Below are 16,123 nucleotides of genomic sequence, written 5' to 3'. Positions count from 1 at the left end.
CAACAGTGTTTGAATAATATTAATGCTATTTTAGAAAGTATTGGTCACACGATGGATGATATCGTTAAAACAACGATATTTCTTAAAAATATATCGGATGCAGAAGCCATCAATGAAATCTGTGGACAATTTTTCCCAAGTTATTTACCTGCGCGAACTCTGGTTAGTGTTGCTGATTTGCCTATGAATGCATTAGTACAAATTGATGTTGTTGTGTCACATGGCGATGGTACACCGCCACAGCTTCCTGAAGATACCCGCTTACTTGTTATTGAAGCAAATAATACCGTGAATGCACCTGAAGTCGACTATTCTCACTCTGTTGCTTTTTCTCATTATAATCATATTTCAGCTCAGTTACCTTTATCTCCAGAAAATAATGAAGTTGTTGCTGGTGGAATAAAAGAACAAGTTAAGCAGTGTCTGGATAATATAAAATCTATCGTAGAAAGCATTGGTCATGTTATGGATGATGTGGTTAAAGTCAATATTCAAATGAAAAATATGGATGACATTAATATTGTCAATGAAGTTTACACAACCTTCTTTAGCCATGAGCTACCTGCGAGAACCGTGATTGGTGTTTCAGAGCTCCCTATGGATGCGTTAATACAAATTGACGCGGTTGTTTCTAATTGTGAAGGTACGCCACCTAAACATTAACGAATATTTATTATTGACCAAAGAAGGGGATATCAACGATATCCCCTTCTTACTTGTTAGCTACCTGCAATTGCAATACCACGCCGTTTGGCTATGGCAATCGAAATCAATTAGTCGACGTACTAAAAACTAATTAATTGCTACTTTTCAGGGTCGCCAAAACGTGATGTAACGATGGGACTACTTGGTGACCAAGGGCTAAAACTTCTTCACTGGGTTCAACGAGATCGGGAATTTGGTAGGTGATCATATTCGCACTCACTGCGGATCGCACGCCGTTATTAGAATCTTCAAAGGCTAGGCATTGGGTCGGTTCAGCGCCAAGACGCTGAGCGGCGAGTAGATAAATCTCAGGATCGGGTTTGCCATGTGTCACTTCACAACCGGTTGTGAACGAGTCAAAGTATTGCTCAAGGCCTGAAAGACGCAGCTTAATTTGTGCCACGTCTTTTTGGGTTGATGTTGCGACGGCAGTAGGAATACGATTGGCTTTTAACCATTGTAATAGCTCGATAACCCCTTCTTTCACCGGGATCGCCTGGTGTTTCACCACGGCATCGTAACGTTTACGCCACTCCGTATGTAATACCAGATAGTCCAATTCTGGCCCGTAGCCTGCGCGCAGTGCTTGTTCAATGCCTGCCGCATTGCGACCAATAGCCGAGAGATAAACCTCTTTTAAAAACGGGACGCCAACCGCGTCGCAAGCTTGTTCAAATATCGTGAGGCAGACACGTTCCGTGTCGAGTAACAGTCCATCCATATCAAAAATGGCAGCTTGAAATTTCATAAGTACAACTTTGGGCGAGTGAAATGGAGTGGGCTATTTTCACATAAGTAGAGCTATGGAGGCGATCTTTTTTCTGCACTTTTTCTTTTTCTCATACTTCAATAAAATCAGCCAATTATAAGCGCTAGTTTATTAGCAATGGGTTATGCTTAGATAAAGCGTGTCGTGACAAGGTGAGGGGATAAACGATTTGAATAGTGCATTTGTACAACAGTGGATGCCGGGTTTACACCAACTTAAAGGCTACGAAACTCGCTGGTTAATGGATGACGTACGTGCGGCGCTTTCTGTGGTGGCGGTTGCACTGCCTGTCGCGATTGCGTATGCGCAGCTCACCGGAGTAAGCGCGATTGTCGGCTTATATTCCTGCGTATTGCCGATGTTGGTTTACGCGATTTTTGGCACTTCTAGGCAGTTGATCTTAGGGCCTGACGCGGCAACTTGCGCAGTAATCGCGGCGGTGGTTACCCCACTTGCGATGGGCGACCCTCTCAAACATTGGCAACTGGTCATGACAATGACGGCGATGACGGGTGTATGGTGCTTACTGGCGAGTCGCTTCAAACTTGGTATCTTAGCCGATTTTCTCTCTCGCCCCATTTTACTTGGGTTGTTAAACGGTGTCGCTCTGACCATTATCGTGGGTCAATTTGCCAAGGTGTTTGGCCTAAAATATGAGCAGCAGTATCTACTAGAGCGTATCGTGGAAGCGCCATCATTGCTGATTGATCTACATTGGCAAACCCTGTTTATTAGCGGGTTGACAGTGATGATTTATTTTCTGTGTAAACGTCTCAAACCCAATTGGCCAGCGGCGATGTTGGCCATCATCGTTGCTGCATTTTGGGTGTGGTTTTTTGGCGCTGAACATTTTGGGGTTAAAGTCGTTGGTCTAATCCAAGGTGGTTTACCGATATTCCAAACCCCTCTATTTGATCTAGGGGTAAGCCGTGAATTGGTGATGCCCGCTTTGAACTTAGCTATGGTGAGCTTTGTCAGTATGATGCTCACCGCGCGCAGTTTTGCAGCAAAAAATGGTTATGATATTGATGCTGACAAAGAGTTTCGCGCTCTTGGTTTGGCCAATATTGCCTCTGCATTCTCACAAGGTTTCGCCATCAGTGGTGCAGATTCTCGCACAGCAGTGAATGATGCTAATGGTGGAAAATCGCAATTAGTCTCGATTATTGCAGCGATTGTGATTGGATTTGTCGCTATTGTGGCGTATCAACCACTGCAATATATTCCGATTGCTGCATTGGGGGTGGTACTGATTATCGCGTCTATCTCGTTATTGGATCTCAAAGGCATTTGGGGCTTACACAAGCGTGATAAAGACGCCTTTTATTTGGCAAGCTTAACCTTCATCGCCGTATTGGTCATTGGCGTTATCCCTGGCATCACCCTTGCGGTATTACTGGGTCTGTTTCAGTTTTTACGCACTGTGATGCGGCCAAGTGATCAAACATTAGGCTTGGATGATAAAGGAACAATTCGCACGATTGATACGTCAGCGAAGGCGAATCCAATACCGGGTTTGGTGATTTATCGTTTCAACTCTCCACTGACTTATTTCAATGCGCCTTATTTTAAACGTCGTATTTTGTTTCACACGGAGGCTGCAGGCATGAGCGTGGGGTGCGTAATTATTGATGCGGTGTCGAGTTTTACTCATTTAGATTTAAGCGTCATGGCGATGTTATCGGACGTGCAAAGCATCCTTAAAAAACGTGGCATTCGTTTAGTGCTGGCGGGGCGTAAACGCAGCCTGAAAAAATGGTGCGAAATTGCCGGGATTTCAACTGGAGATGGCGGCGTAGTCATCCGTGCTGACATGTATTTAGCCATTAAGCTGAGTGGATGTTACCAACATGCCGTAGAAGAGGGACAAGTCCCTCCTGTACAAAAAGAGCCGAAAAAAGATATTGAAGGTGAAATTGCGGCCACTATTTAAAATGAGGTTGGCTCTCGTTAATAATATTGGCTCTCGTTAATAAAAGATAAAGAGCTCTTGAGTATCGAAAAGATGTAAGAAATCCCATTCAATCATGATGCTTTCCTTTTTATGTGATGAGAGCGAGTGCTCGGCCTTTTGTTAAACGGTTGGTGCCTGTTTGGATAAGCATAGGTGAGCGTTATGCATTAGGCAAAATGGTACGAGTTATTAATCTAATATAGGTAGCCTATGGGTATGGTGGTTTTCGACGCTAGGCGTAGCGTGTCGGCAGGTAAACAGTTCGCTGTACTTGAGCGGCCAGTTTCCGATGAAACTGTAGCATTGCACCTTCACTGCATGGTTGCCAAGTTAAGGCCTTGCCGACCACACCGTGATGTTGGAAGGCGTTGAGCCGAATGCTGACGTTCGCAGGCAACTGGTTAATCAGATGCGCCACTTCGGTAATTTCAGTCTCTAAATCACTTTTGTCCGGTATATGCAGCAGTCGCACTTCGTGCAGTTTATTCCGTTTAGCGAGGTGGAAAATAGTGCGTATCACTCTATGGTTACTGCGTCCGGTTAGCCACCGATGCGTTTCCTCTTGCCAAGCTTTTAAATCGATCATCGCTCCATCCAAATAGGGCGAGATTTTGTCCCATCCCGATTCTGATAGTGAGCCATTACTATCAATAAAACAGCTGAGATGTTTCAATTCTTCATCGTGTTTGATGGCTTTGAAAAGAGCGATGATAAACGGAAGCTGTAGTGTCGCTTCCCCCCCTGAAATGGTAATACCGGCTAAGAAATAATGATTTCGGCGGATAAGTTCCACGAGTTGTTCAACGCTGTAGTGATGAATTTTGGGGTTTGATTGGTGCACGCAGTGCTCAATACAGCGATCGCAGTGAGTGCATTTATCTGCTAGCCATTCGACTTGCTGGTCAGCATTGAGGCGCAGTGCTTGCGATGGGCAGGTTGGCACACAATCACCGCAATGGTGACAGTGACGAATCGTATGTGGGTTATGGCAAGACAAGCAATTGAAGTTGCAACCTTGCATAAAAATGACCAGTCGGTTGCCCGGGCCATCAACGCAGGAGAAAGTCAGCACTCGGCTGACTTTTGCTCGGAGCGGCTGTTTTCCACTCACCATTAGTTTAGCTGACAGAGTTTGGTTGATAAGCCGGTTGCATTTCATGGCTAACCACGCGTGCTTTTCGCTTGAGCACGGCCGTGTTTTTGGCCGCTTCTGCCCCAAGAAGCGTGGTGTTGGTGCGTGATCCGCGCTGCTCAAATTGCGCTATTTCAGACAGTTTCACCATGTAACCCGTAATGCGAACTAAATCGTTCGAAGCCACGTTTGCCGTAAATTCGCGATAGCCCGAGTGGAGGGCTCCTTTACATAGGTTGAACATCGCCTCTGGGTTGGCTTTTATGGTTTCATCCAGAGTTAAAATATCACTGATACCAGAGGTGTAATATTGATGATGCCCAGCCGTTGCTCGTACATATTCAATCGGATTGGGCTCAGTGCCGTAAGGGATACGCACGCCCGGAGTGACATCAAGATCAAGGCTGATACCACCTTGTGCGTGTAGTAAAGCACGACCGTTGAAGCCATATTTGACCGGTGAGTTCTGTACAATGTTGGCCAGCTTGGCGGAAATGGCGACACCTAATTGGTTGGCGATATCATCATGGCCATAACGGGCGTTACTCTGCTCTTTTTCCAGTAGTAGATTAACGGCTTCGGCCATGCCATAAATGCCAAACATCGGTGCAAAACGGGACTCTTCAATCAAACCTTCTTGAGTCAGAAAACCTTCAAAAAAATGAGATTGTTGGTGCAGATGAGCAGCTCGAACATCCATCAGCTCAATCATATATTGGCTGTAAGTGGGTAGAATCTGATCTAAAAATGTTTGGCGGTCACTGGCTTTTTTCGCGGCCTCTTTTAAATTCATTCTGACTAAAGTATTGCAGCCTCCCGCTAAAGGAAGTGAGTTGTAGCAACTGACAATACCAAAACCTTGCTCGCCATAGGCGGTGGTATGAATCGGATAGTTGGCGATGTGCGGTTTACTGCATTGACAGATATTATCGGTCGCTTGGCGCAGTAAATCGTCAGGAGTGATGGAAGGGTCATACATGAAGGTAAGGTTGGGAGCGATCTGTTTCAGTTCAGCATCGACACGTAAAATAGTACGACAAATAATATTGTCGCTCGGGCCGATGTTGGCGTGCATGAAAGCATCGGGCAGAGTACGATCAAGCATGATCCAAAACAGCTTCAATTTTTGATAAATCGACGCTTCGCTCAGTTCGCCCACATAGGGCAATAACACGCTATCCAATTGCCCCAAATAGACAGGAATAGAGGTCACTGAAGGCACGTGATGGTACAAAATGGTCAGCATATTGAGTGCTTCATCAAAATTACTGGCAGGCGAAAGCTCTAAATACTCACTGCCTTGTGCTAAAAATTTTGCGTAGTCAGGCAACACGTAACGTGGTTTAAAAGGGGCATGGCCTTCAAACATATCGCAGATAATGCCTTGTTCCATTGCTCGAGCCAACTCAGGAGAGAGTTTCAGATAGGGCAAGCTTGCTTCGGCCTCTAGCGCAAGGAAGTGTGACTTTTGTTTGGGCGAGAGGTGTGCGTCAGTGACGATGGCGTGGAAGCGTTGCTGTGTATCGAGTGAATGGCTCATGAATTAAACCCTTATATTATTGTGGTTTAATCCTAATGTGCTTGGTTACTTTTCACTATTGATAATACATCAAGTAGTCATTTCCATAATGGAAATAAAAACGCCACTTCGTTATCGTCGAAGTGGCGTCATCAGGAACCTAAGGTTAGGCGTATTGCGCTTCGATTTGGTTCGATTTTAGATAAGCAGGGTGAGTGGCGAGCTGCTCTAAGTAACGTTCAATATTCGGGAAGTGAGTAATCGCTCCGTTGGTCAGCAATATTTCAGCAATGAATGACATCATGAAATCAGCGCCAGTGAGTTGGTCGGCCACTAAGTAGCGTTTACCCGCTAAACACTGGTCAAAATAACTCATCACTTTGGCCGTTTCGCTTTCTGCATAGCCACCAAGGAAATTGGTTTGGCAGCCATCTTTGGCAACAAACATTTTTAATAGCAGCGGCAATATGGCAGAGCTTTCCGCAAAGTGGAGCCATTGCTGGTACTGCACATATTCCACGCTGCCACGCTGAGGCGCAAAGTGTTGGCCGTATTTTTCTATCAAGTAATCGGTAATGGCGCCAGATTCAGTAATCACCAAACCATTGTCTTCAATCACAGGTGACTTACCTAACGGATGCACGCTTTTTAGCTCCGGCGGTGCCAGAAAGGTCACGCTATCACGTTGATATGGAACCACTTGATACTCAACCCCGAGCTCTTCAAGTAACCAGATAATGCGCTTAGAGCGTGATTTATTTAGATGGTGAAGTTTGATCATTATGCGGTCCTTATTAAAGTGGTTGGTTGATTTGGATAACCAGTTTGCCAAAGTTTTTGCCTTCCAATAGACCAATAAAGGCTTGTGGTGCGTTTTCTAAACCGTCAATCAGTTGCTCGCGGTATTTCACTTTCCCTTCGCTTAGCCATTGAGTCATATCAGTAGCAAATTCGTTATAGCGATGGCCGTAGTCATCAAAAATAATGAAACCTTGCATGCGGATTCGTTTGGTAAGCAAGGTGCCCATCAGCATAGAGAGGCGATCAGGTCCTTCAGGCAGCGACGTTGCATTGTATTGAGAAATCAAACCACACAGCGGAACTCGCGCTGCTGTGTTAAGCAGAGGTAAAACCGCATCAAATACTTTGCCACCGACATTTTCGTAGTAAACGTCAATCCCTTGAGCACATGTTTTAGCCAATTGCTCTGCAAAATCGTCAGCTTTGTGATCAATACATTCATCAAAACCTAATACTTCTTTAGCGTAACGACATTTTTCCTCACCGCCAGCAATGCCCACCACATGGCAGCCTTTGATTTTAGCAATTTGACCAACCGTTGCCCCTACTGGGCCAGTGGCTGCAGCGACTACCACAGTTTCACCTTGCTTCGGTTGGCCGATGTCTAGCAAACCCATATAAGCGGTAAAACCGGGCATTCCCATGATGCCTAGTGCGTATGAGGGTGAGGTTGGATTTTTACCGAGTTTGAGTAAACCTTCGCCGTTAGAAATAGCGTAATCCTGCCATCCGGTATAAGCGAGTACCCACTCACCTTGCTCAAATTTTGGGTGGTTTGATACTTCCACTTGACACACGGTCCCGCCTACCATGACATCATCAATTGCGACAGGATCGGCGTACGATTTAGCGTCACTCATGCGGCCGCGCATGTAGGGGTCAAGTGAAAGATAAACACTACGCAGCAGCACTTCACCAGCGGCAGGTGTTGGTTTAGGCGCATGTTCTAAGCGAAAGTTAGCAGGCGTTGGTGCACCGACAGGGCGTGAAGCGAGTACAATGCGGCGGTTAGTTTGTTCAGTCATTGGAGAGTCCTTTATTATTTTAAATTAGACCAGTCGTCTAGTTTGGATTTCAAAAAAAACCGCTATCGAAATAGCGGGGTGAATCTTAACTAGGGCACTGACCTTGCAAAATGTGTTCGGTGCTCGTAAGCGCTTGTGCAAGCCCTTGGTTATCTTGACGCAGTTTACTGAGTAAACTTGCGCCAAGCCAAAGGTTATAAAGCAATTCTGCGGTTTGCTGGCTGTGTTGTACGTGAATGGAGCCGTCGTCGATCCCTTGTTGGATACATTTTCCGACCGCATCAATAATGCTATCTGCACCTTTAAGTAAAGCAATACGCATCGCATCAGACAAGTCTGAAACTTCAGCGCTTAATTTCACCACCAAGCAGCGCTGTGCGTTACATAAGCCATTGCTCTGCTCATACCAACATTGCCAATAATGCATCAAGTGTTGATAGGCGTTGCCTTCTTCTTGGTTAAAAAGGGCATTAATCCGTACTAAATAGTGCTGAAAATAGTCCGTAATCAGTGCCTCGCCAAATTGCTCTTTTGACTTAAAGTAGTGATAGAAAGAGCCTTTGGGCACATCAGCGGTTTTTAATAATTCAGACAAGCCTACGCTGGTGAAGCCTTTGGTTACGACAAGTTGGTAACCGACCTCAAGGATGTGTTGGCGAGTATCATGGGTTTTTGTATTCATGGGCGGCACTATAATTTAAATTAGACCAGTCGTCTAGTTTTGTTTGCCCATATTGTATTTGTGCTACTGGCTATGGTTGCTGAATGACAGAAATGGACACTTCCTCCTTGAAGTGTCGCACTATTATTTATCTTTTAATGAGTGAGGGATGAGACTATTTTTCTGTCTTTAGCGTATCCGATGGCCAAATGAGGTTTTGCCCATTGCTGAGTTCAGCTTGAATACTCAAGGCTGGAACTATTTCCTTATCCTTTTTTTTATATGGCTGCGTAGAGAAATTGGCGGTAATTTTACTGCCATCACCAAAGGTTGTTTGTTGTACTATCCCTTGTTCATCAAGCCATTTAAAATCGACTAAAGGTTGGTTCCACACTACTTCATGGATTGGTGCAAACCCTTGTTGATAGCGGCGTAATGCGTTGACTCGAGCGCTGTTAGGCGTCGCTTCATCACGGCTAAGGTGAATCATCGCTGGGGTGTTATACAGCATGGCGATTAAATCTCGCTCTGCTTGTACGTTTGATAACTTCAAACTATCGCTGTGCCAGTGGTGGCTGTTGATCACCTCATCATGGAACACGGTTTGATAGAGAGGAATACGGTATTGCGGTGCAAATAACAGTGTTTTATACGGCTCTTTGACTTGCGCGGGTTTGAAGAAAAAATCGGGCTTATTGTCTGGAAACCATGCCCCAAGAAAATAAGGCGATTGGCGGTTAGTTTTCATATCCGGATCTGTCCAGCCAAATCCTACCGTTTCTAAACCATGAGCAAAGGCGAGCCCTTGTGTCGTCAGGCTGTTACCATCTTCAGAGCCGAGAACCACATTCTGTTCATTTGCTATCCAGCGCATGCGTTGATTAAATGCCTCCAGCATTGCGCTTTCTTTCATTCCTTGGCCCTCTTGGTATGAGTAATCTTCACGTGCCATTCCGGTCCCATCCACATCAAGAAACAGGCTGTTAAAGCGGCCATATTTTAAAATCGCCTCAATGCGTTGCTGCACAAAGCCTAATTGGCAGGCAGGGTTAAGGTAAAAGCCGTTGCCACGAAATCCTTTCTGTTGCTTACCGTCGGCGTTTTCTATCGCACATTGCTCACGCATCGAGTCCGGTAGCTGCGCGGTAAGCCAACCATCGTTGATGCCTTTTGCAATGGCGGTATTGTAGGAGTCGTACACCCCAACTAAGTAGCCAGCCTGTTTTGCTTGATCAACCACTTGTGGCTGGTAAAAGGCGGGCATCCAATTATCCAAACCTAGCCAGAGGTGCTGCAAACCAGCTGAGCTGAGTGTGTCAATCATGGATGTCGATAGCCCCTGTCCCCAAGTGCTGGCATCACGTAGAAACGGTAGTTTCTGCTCTGCGAGCCATGCTTTTCGTGCCTGAGCGGCTTGATACTGGCTGGCGATCCCAGCCTCGTTATTTGAGGGCGACTCTTTGATCCAAGAGTTCAGCCCATTATTCACCTCTTCAATCAGCAAACGTTTATGATAGCGGCTTAAGAAATCTTTGCCCTTGATGAGCGGTTTGAGTTCTTTGAGTGCTTCGTTTGATGCTGTCCACTGCGGCTGCTCAAAATACCAAGCTTTCAATGCCCAGAAGTCGCTAACATCTTGCTCAGAGAGTAAGTCTCTACCAAACAGATAGACATGGCTTGCGCCGATAAGCTGTTTTATGGCTGGGTTTTGCTGCGCTTTTTGTTCGAGCGTTTGTGATAGCCCATTCTCTTTTCGCCACTGACGGTAGCGTTTGGCACCATCTAGTGGTGAGTTGCCAAGGGAGATTTCCACCTCAAAAGGCTCATCTTTGTTGAGCACAGTGAAAGCGTGCGTGGCTTGCATGTCCAGCTTGTTTTGCTTGGCGCTAAAATTGAGTTTGTTGTTGGTGGCGGTATTGAGTTGGTAGCTCACATACTGCTCATTGCCAGCTTCCACACTCCAAAATGGCATTTTGAGATCTTGCGTGGTATTGCTGGCAGAGCGTTCCGCTATGAGGTAGTTCACCCACTGTGGGTTATCAGTTGGAATGCGCATTCCTTCACTAAAAGGAAGAATGAGCGTTTTGCTTTGCTGCTCAGGCAGTTCAAACCACTGTACGGTTAACGGTTTAGCACGAGAGATCTTACTCTCAGCGCTCGCGGTAATCGACAGCTTCAATGTTTGTTGTAAATTGGCCTCAACCTTTAACTGGCTAGGAACAAGCAGCCAAGAGGCGTGATGTTGATTATCTTGTTGCAGTTGGCTGACTTGCTGTGGCTGGCCGTTAACGGTTAGCTGGCCTTGGTTAATGGTTAGCTGGGCATTTTTCTGCCAATCAATAGCAAAATTTTGTGGCTCTATTTGCACGGTTTGGTTTTGATTATGCAGTGTAATTGACGCCGGTTGTGATTGGCTAGCCAACGCCAAAAGTGGCGTACAAGTGATCAATAAAGAACAAAGTGGTTTATACATGGTTTGTCATTTCCAGTGTGTCTCGGTGTGTTGATTACATAAGAAATCGACAAATCAATTGTCACCCTGATGTCTTCATTGAGCCTGATTTGGCAGAGTCAAACGTTGTACATATTCCACTTTGATTGCTCCTTGATATTCGACAGTTTTGATCAGAGTACTGAGCCATTTAGCCGAGCTGGGGGATGAGCTTGGTTTATCCAATAATTGCTGAGTATTACTTATTGCCACCATATCTTGCTGCTTGATTAACTGAAATTGGTCGTCAAACCATTGCCAAGCAAGGCTTGTTGGGGGGCAGTTTGTCAATGCTGTGGGGGACTCAAGCGTTAGTGGGTAGCCACCGTTGGGAGAGGCGGATTGCAACCATGTGGAGCCAAAAGGCATGGTAAGAACTAACCAATAGTGTTGTTTGTCGAGTGTCAGTCGATAAACGCCATCTTGCGGAGCAAAGAGCAGTTCTGGGCTTTCTAATTCTATGTAAGGGGCGGATGACGTTACTTGGCTCTGTGAGATGAGCAAGCCATTGTCAGGGCCAAGAAGTTCAACCTGGCTAGGCAGCTCTGCTCCCTCCATTGATAATTTGAACTGGTAACCTTGCTGCATCACGTTGGTTTTTTTTTGTATCGAGACTTTGATCAGCGCCGCATTTGGTACCACATCGCTTAAGAGCTGTTGGCCACATTGGGTTTGTTCAATAATGGTATTTTTGACGCTTGCCCAGTATGGCGTGGCAATGGTTTGGTTATTGAGTGCGAGGACCAACTCTTGCCAGGCAAGCTGTGGCTGATGGTTCGCTAAAGCGCGATAGGTTGATTGCAGTGGTGTGGTCATAAACCAATCATCACTCACGGCGTGGCTTGGACTAACGACGAACAGTGCAAACAGCCAAAGGTTACGCATTGGACACCTCGACTAAACGATACCCAACGCCACGAACGGTTTCGATATTGAGTGAGGGTAACTGCTGCCTCAGCTGTAAAACATGATTATCTACGGTTCGAGTTGAGGGAAAGGCTTGGTAGCCCCACACTTTATTGAGTAGTTCATCACGGTGAAAAACACGTCCTTGGTTTTGAACTAGCAGCAGTAATAGCTGAAACTGTTTCGGTTTTAGCGTCATCAACTGCTCACCTAAGGTAACGCTGCGCTTTGAGAGATCAATGGCAATGTCAGCGTAGGAAAGCAAGCTTTCTCCTAATGGTCGCAGTTGCGCTTGAATTCGCGCCAGTAATTCTTGTTGCGAAAATGGCTTGGTGACGTAGTCTTTCGCCCCCGCCATTAGACCTGCTATTTTTTGCTCAACCTCGATTTTGGCCGTCAGGATGATCACTGGCACGGCTTTGGCCATTAGCCATTGAGGCAGATGATCCAAGCTGTCTCCTTGAGCCAGTTGCCTATCTAAAATCACCAAATCGGCGCGAAACCATGCTTTTTTGACTTGTGAGAGCTGCTGTACCCACAAACAATCAAAACCTTGCTGTAGCAAGTAATCATGCAAACCTTGCCCGAGTAGAGGATCATCTTCGACCAATAACAGTGTGTTCATAATGGTAATTCCAATTGGCAGCGAGTGGGGTGGGCTTTACACGTCAGTTTGCCGCCCATTTTAAACATCAAATGGCTCACAAGACGGAGCCCAATTCCCATATTGGAAGCCGTGCGAGAACGAGAAAATAGCCGTTTGAGACGAGAGGGAAACTCGCCTTCATCGCTAACGCAAAGCCGCAGTCGAGTGTCAGTCACGCTGGCCGTTATTGAGATTGTCCCTTGACCATGCTGCTTGGCATTACGGATCAAGTTATCCAAACAGATCCCAAGCCAGTAATACGGCAGTGTGAGCTCGATATCTTGTGTCAGTTCATAGCTAAGTTCGTGTTTCGCTACGCAGTGATCTAACCAATCTGAGAGATAAGCGGTTTGACATTGAAACGGCTCATTTGGGTCGCTACTCAAAAATCCTTTACTGGTCTGAGCAAGCTGAGCTAAACGTTGGTGATCGGCCAGTAAGCGGCCGAATGTATCTTGGGTCAGCTCTGGCAGAGTATCAAATTGCTGGCGAAACTGCTCAACGGTCAAGCCAAGACTGGTGATAGGGGTGCGTAGTTCATGCGTCAGCAACTGTAAAATAAAGCGTTTTTCTTTGGCTTGTTGGCGGCGTAACCAGAGCGTCCTACTCAGCGTTGCTGCGAGCAACAGCAGTAATATGACCGATAACCACAGAGAGATATTGGGTTTTTCTTGGCTAGAGACACACAGATTACTATAGCGTAATTGGCAACTTTGAGTAGCCGCTGTGATGGCCGACAATACCAATTGCTGATCGAGCGCGACTTTTCTCCATTGCAATGCGCTCAGTACGCGAATACCGAAATCGCCACTGATCCATAGCCGTTGTTGACGGTCAATATAAGCGCGATAACCGCTGACCAAGGCATCTCGCCCTGCCGTTTCTAAATCGGTAAAAAAGGTGTACAGCGGATGCTGAGGGTCAGAGAGAGTCGTGTAGGGCTGTAGCTCGGCGCTTTGCTCGGCTGTTATGTTATGAGTAGAAAAAGCTAAGTATCGCTCTGCGTAGCTCCCGCCTGCAGGATGCAGAAACGGAGCAGTCTTAAACCAACGGATGGGCAATTCATCGCCTTGGCATAAAGTGAGTTCAAACGACGCTGCTTTTTGCAATTCAGGGCGTGATGCCAAGGTTTTTGATAAACCGGGCGACAGTGCGCACTGTGAGGCTATCGCTTTGAGCTCGGTTATGGTTTGCCATGAATAACGGGAAAAATCAGGATAGGCGCTGGCGCTGAGCAGAAGATCGACAGGGTATGAGTTAATACTTTGCAATGGCAAGGCTCGCGCAGCCGATAGCGATTCGGCTTGGCGTAGAAAATGCTGCCAACGATCTTGCAGCGTTTGCTCTTGCCCGTGTGCTAGGTTTGATTGTCCTAGCACTGCGGTGAGTGTGATCAAAAGGTACAGCAGCCGTGTTCTCAACGTTAAGCACTTAGAAAAAGGTTCGCATTCACGAAATTATAGCTGTGCTAAGTCAGGATTTGTCACCTCAATGTCACTAAAGCGGAATGTCGATCAAAACTCGGCATCCACCGTGAATGTCATCCTTTGCTTGGTATAAGGGTGATCAAAGCTCAGCGACTCAGCATGTAGATGTAAACGCGCTCCTTTCGTGCCATAAAGATCGTCGCCAACGATGGGCAGGTTGAGTCCTTCCACATGAGCGCAATGCACGCGCAATTGGTGGGTTCGTCCTGTTTTGGGGTAGAGGTAGACTTTACTGAATCCATCTCGGCATTCAATTAATTGCCAGTGAGTGTCTGCGGGTTTGCCATGCTCAAAACAGACCAATTGACGCGGCCTGTCATCTAAATCGCCCCGCAGCGGTAAGCGAATGTCACCATGCGATTGCTGTAATTCACCAGCGAGTAAAGCAAGGTAGCGTTTTTCAACGCCGCGAGTAATAAATTGCTTCTGCAGGCTTTTATTGGCTCGGCGGGTGAGAGCAAACACCAATAAACCTGAAGTAGACATATCGAGGCGGTGGATCACAAAAAGCCCTTCATCTGAGCTAAACATTTGTTGCAGACGAGTATAAACCGAGTCCTGAATGTTGACTCCGGGAACGGATAGAAACTCGGCAGGTTTGTTGACGACAACAATGGCTTCATCCTGATAGATGATGTCGATCTCTTTGCCTTGCGCTGGGTTATGCAATAGCGGGTTATCATCGAGCTTCAGTCCATCAAGCATGTGAGCCAAAATCGGTTGGCACTTGTTTTGACAAGCAGGATAGAATTTCTTGTGTTGACGAATTTCAGATTTTGGTGACGCTCCCCACCAGAATTCGGCGAGTGAAATCGGTGTCATCTGATGTTGAAACGCGTAGTGCAGCAATTTTGGTGCGGCGCATTCTCCAGATCCTGCTGGTGGAACAGGGTTAGCCGTAAGACGGAAAATCTCCCCCAGAGATTTTTCAGTGCCGTATTGATTGAGAAATCGATAGTGAGAAAAAAGTCGTTGCTGCAACGTATTAGAGAGATTTTTACGCTGCTCTTTTAATGCATCAATCTGTTCTTGAAATGCGTCTATTTGCGCTTGTAGTTCGTTGAGGTTGACGTCCCACTTTCGTTTTAATTGCTTGAGGGACGCTTTTTCAGCCACACTTTGTTTGGCGAGACAATCTAAGGTTTCGCGCAATTGTTGGGCATCATTTGATTGCTCGGCAAGGATGCGTTGCTGTTTACGCTGTTCACGACCTTGAATCATCAGCTGGCGATGCGCTTCTAATTCATCTTGTGCCTGCTGATGGGCCGTGGCCCATTGCCGCTGAAGTAGCGCACGCTGCGGATCGCACTCCAATTGTTCAACTTGCTGATTAATTTGATTGATCGGCACGCTGCCTTCTAAGAAAAAACCATCGTTAGTGAGCATGTCAAATATAGGCGGTACAAAATGCGGTAGCAGGTTTTGCTCAGCTAACTTCCCTGAGAATGCAGACAGGTACCCTAGCTCTCCACTTTGTTTACGCACCACTAAAACGCCAAACATTTTCCCGATAGCTTCCGGATGCTGATTTAGCCCGCCGTGATTATCGAGCCCAAAATTATGTTGCCAACTCTGCTGGTTCAGCAGGTGTTGTTGCAGCTGACTTGCCGCTAATTCGCTTAGCGGATGCGGCTCGTAACAAAATGGGAAAGTAAAACGCTCAGGCAGAGAGTAGCCTTCAATAGGTTTTTTAAAGGCAGTAAAACAGGGCGCTGGTGCTGGCATTTTCTCTGGCTCGCAGTGGATGGTGGTGGAGAACGCAGAATTGTACTGATTTGACCTAGAAATGCCAGTTTCTGGTTGAACGTCGATGATGACACGATTAATTAATGTAACTAGCTTATTAATATCATTAATATAGCCTAGTGAATCCCCAAAAAATAAGTTAACAGTGTCGATTTAACCTGATGCTATACGTTTATTTAAAACATATAGAATGATTGGAGGATTAATTAATTTTATTTCCGAGCAAAACAATGTCAGATTTATGTTAGTTTTTTGTCATTAATTATATTTGTAGTTATTGG

Annotated in this window: 13 protein-coding genes; 2 read left to right on the top strand and 11 right to left on the bottom strand. The window is 46.0% G+C overall.

Features of this window, described 5'->3' with window-relative positions; translation table 11 throughout:
* On the top strand, window positions 1–663 hold a 663-nt coding region (locus tag AACU59_RS16555; RefSeq protein ID WP_237666658.1), incomplete at its 5' end, for a RidA family protein.
* Window positions 664–796: 133 nt separating this feature from the next.
* Here AACU59_RS16555 and AACU59_RS16550 read toward each other — a convergent pair.
* Complete coding sequence (locus tag AACU59_RS16550) at window positions 797–1,453, bottom strand: HAD family hydrolase (RefSeq protein WP_094144492.1); 657 nt, start codon at window positions 1,451–1,453, stop codon at window positions 797–799.
* A gap of 217 nt (window positions 1,454–1,670) precedes the next feature.
* On the opposite strand from AACU59_RS16550, the gene AACU59_RS16545 reads away from it, so the two are divergent.
* Window positions 1,671–3,407 carry a SulP family inorganic anion transporter gene (locus AACU59_RS16545; protein ID WP_161437841.1) on the top strand — a complete coding sequence of 579 codons (1,737 nt, stop codon included), beginning with the start codon at window positions 1,671–1,673 and terminating at the stop codon, window positions 3,405–3,407.
* Window positions 3,408–3,660: 253 nt separating this feature from the next.
* On the opposite strand, the gene AACU59_RS16540 is transcribed toward AACU59_RS16545, so the two are convergent.
* From AACU59_RS16540 to AACU59_RS16495, 10 genes are all read right to left on the bottom strand, one after another.
* Window positions 3,661–4,542: a YjjW family glycine radical enzyme activase gene (locus AACU59_RS16540; protein WP_094144493.1), complete on the bottom strand. Its 882-nt coding sequence runs from the start codon at window positions 4,540–4,542 to the stop codon at window positions 3,661–3,663.
* A 4-nt stretch (window positions 4,543–4,546) separates the two neighbouring features.
* On the bottom strand, window positions 4,547–6,100 hold the full coding sequence (locus AACU59_RS16535) for a YjjI family glycine radical enzyme (protein ID WP_094144490.1): 1,554 nt from the start codon (window positions 6,098–6,100) through the stop codon (window positions 4,547–4,549).
* Between the two features lie 145 nt (window positions 6,101–6,245).
* Entirely contained in the window at window positions 6,246–6,860 is a 615-nt protein-coding gene (locus AACU59_RS16530; RefSeq protein ID WP_017043593.1) for a glutathione S-transferase family protein, read from the bottom strand.
* A 13-nt stretch (window positions 6,861–6,873) separates the two neighbouring features.
* Complete coding sequence (locus AACU59_RS16525) at window positions 6,874–7,905, bottom strand: NADP-dependent oxidoreductase (protein WP_047687590.1); 1,032 nt, start codon at window positions 7,903–7,905, stop codon at window positions 6,874–6,876.
* Between the two features lie 85 nt (window positions 7,906–7,990).
* Complete coding sequence (locus AACU59_RS16520; protein WP_170900486.1) at window positions 7,991–8,587, bottom strand: TetR/AcrR family transcriptional regulator; 597 nt, start codon at window positions 8,585–8,587, stop codon at window positions 7,991–7,993.
* Between the two features lie 154 nt (window positions 8,588–8,741).
* On the bottom strand, window positions 8,742–11,039 hold the full coding sequence (locus tag AACU59_RS16515) for a glycoside hydrolase (protein WP_094144488.1): 2,298 nt from the start codon (window positions 11,037–11,039) through the stop codon (window positions 8,742–8,744).
* 75 nt (window positions 11,040–11,114) lie between these two features.
* Window positions 11,115–11,942, bottom strand: a complete 828-nt coding sequence (locus AACU59_RS16510; protein WP_094144487.1) for a DUF2861 family protein — start codon at window positions 11,940–11,942, stop codon at window positions 11,115–11,117.
* Complete coding sequence (locus AACU59_RS16505) at window positions 11,935–12,588, bottom strand: response regulator transcription factor (protein WP_013868288.1); 654 nt, start codon at window positions 12,586–12,588, stop codon at window positions 11,935–11,937. Before AACU59_RS16505 ends, AACU59_RS16510 begins: the two co-directional genes overlap by 8 nt.
* A complete protein-coding gene (locus AACU59_RS16500) occupies window positions 12,585–14,030 on the bottom strand; it encodes an ATP-binding protein (RefSeq protein WP_094144486.1) in 1,446 nt (481 codons plus the stop codon). Before AACU59_RS16500 ends, AACU59_RS16505 begins: the two co-directional genes overlap by 4 nt.
* Window positions 14,031–14,123: 93 nt before the next feature.
* Complete coding sequence (locus AACU59_RS16495; RefSeq protein WP_094144485.1) at window positions 14,124–15,821, bottom strand: RluA family pseudouridine synthase; 1,698 nt, start codon at window positions 15,819–15,821, stop codon at window positions 14,124–14,126.
* Window positions 15,822–16,123 lie beyond the last annotated feature (302 nt).

This window comes from Vibrio sp. V23_P3S9T160 (assembly GCF_963886625.1).
In the GTDB taxonomy this organism is placed as follows: Bacteria; Pseudomonadota; Gammaproteobacteria; order Enterobacterales; family Vibrionaceae; genus Vibrio; species Vibrio anguillarum.
The sequence above is the reverse complement of the archived record's forward strand: the minus strand, read 5'-3'. Positions and strand labels throughout refer to the sequence as shown.

What these genes read in the sequence shown, in the direction of transcription:
- AACU59_RS16515 (WP_094144488.1), bottom strand. Translation starts at nt 11,039, where the DNA reads ATGTATAAACCACTTTGTTCTTTATTGATCACTTGTACGCCACTTTTG.
- AACU59_RS16535 (WP_094144490.1), bottom strand. Translation starts at nt 6,100, where the DNA reads ATGAGCCATTCACTCGATACACAGCAACGCTTCCACGCCATCGTCACT.
- AACU59_RS16520 (WP_170900486.1), bottom strand. Translation starts at nt 8,587, where the DNA reads ATGAATACAAAAACCCATGATACTCGCCAACACATCCTTGAGGTCGGT.
- AACU59_RS16495 (WP_094144485.1), bottom strand. Translation starts at nt 15,821, where the DNA reads ATGCCAGCACCAGCGCCCTGTTTTACTGCCTTTAAAAAACCTATTGAA.
- AACU59_RS16525 (WP_047687590.1), bottom strand. Translation starts at nt 7,905, where the DNA reads ATGACTGAACAAACTAACCGCCGCATTGTACTCGCTTCACGCCCTGTC.
- AACU59_RS16505 (WP_013868288.1), bottom strand. Translation starts at nt 12,588, where the DNA reads ATGAACACACTGTTATTGGTCGAAGATGATCCTCTACTCGGGCAAGGT.
- AACU59_RS16545 (WP_161437841.1), top strand. Translation starts at nt 1,671, where the DNA reads ATGCCGGGTTTACACCAACTTAAAGGCTACGAAACTCGCTGGTTAATG.
- AACU59_RS16540 (WP_094144493.1), bottom strand. Translation starts at nt 4,542, where the DNA reads ATGGTGAGTGGAAAACAGCCGCTCCGAGCAAAAGTCAGCCGAGTGCTG.
- AACU59_RS16550 (WP_094144492.1), bottom strand. Translation starts at nt 1,453, where the DNA reads ATGAAATTTCAAGCTGCCATTTTTGATATGGATGGACTGTTACTCGAC.
- AACU59_RS16530 (WP_017043593.1), bottom strand. Translation starts at nt 6,860, where the DNA reads ATGATCAAACTTCACCATCTAAATAAATCACGCTCTAAGCGCATTATC.
- AACU59_RS16510 (WP_094144487.1), bottom strand. Translation starts at nt 11,942, where the DNA reads ATGCGTAACCTTTGGCTGTTTGCACTGTTCGTCGTTAGTCCAAGCCAC.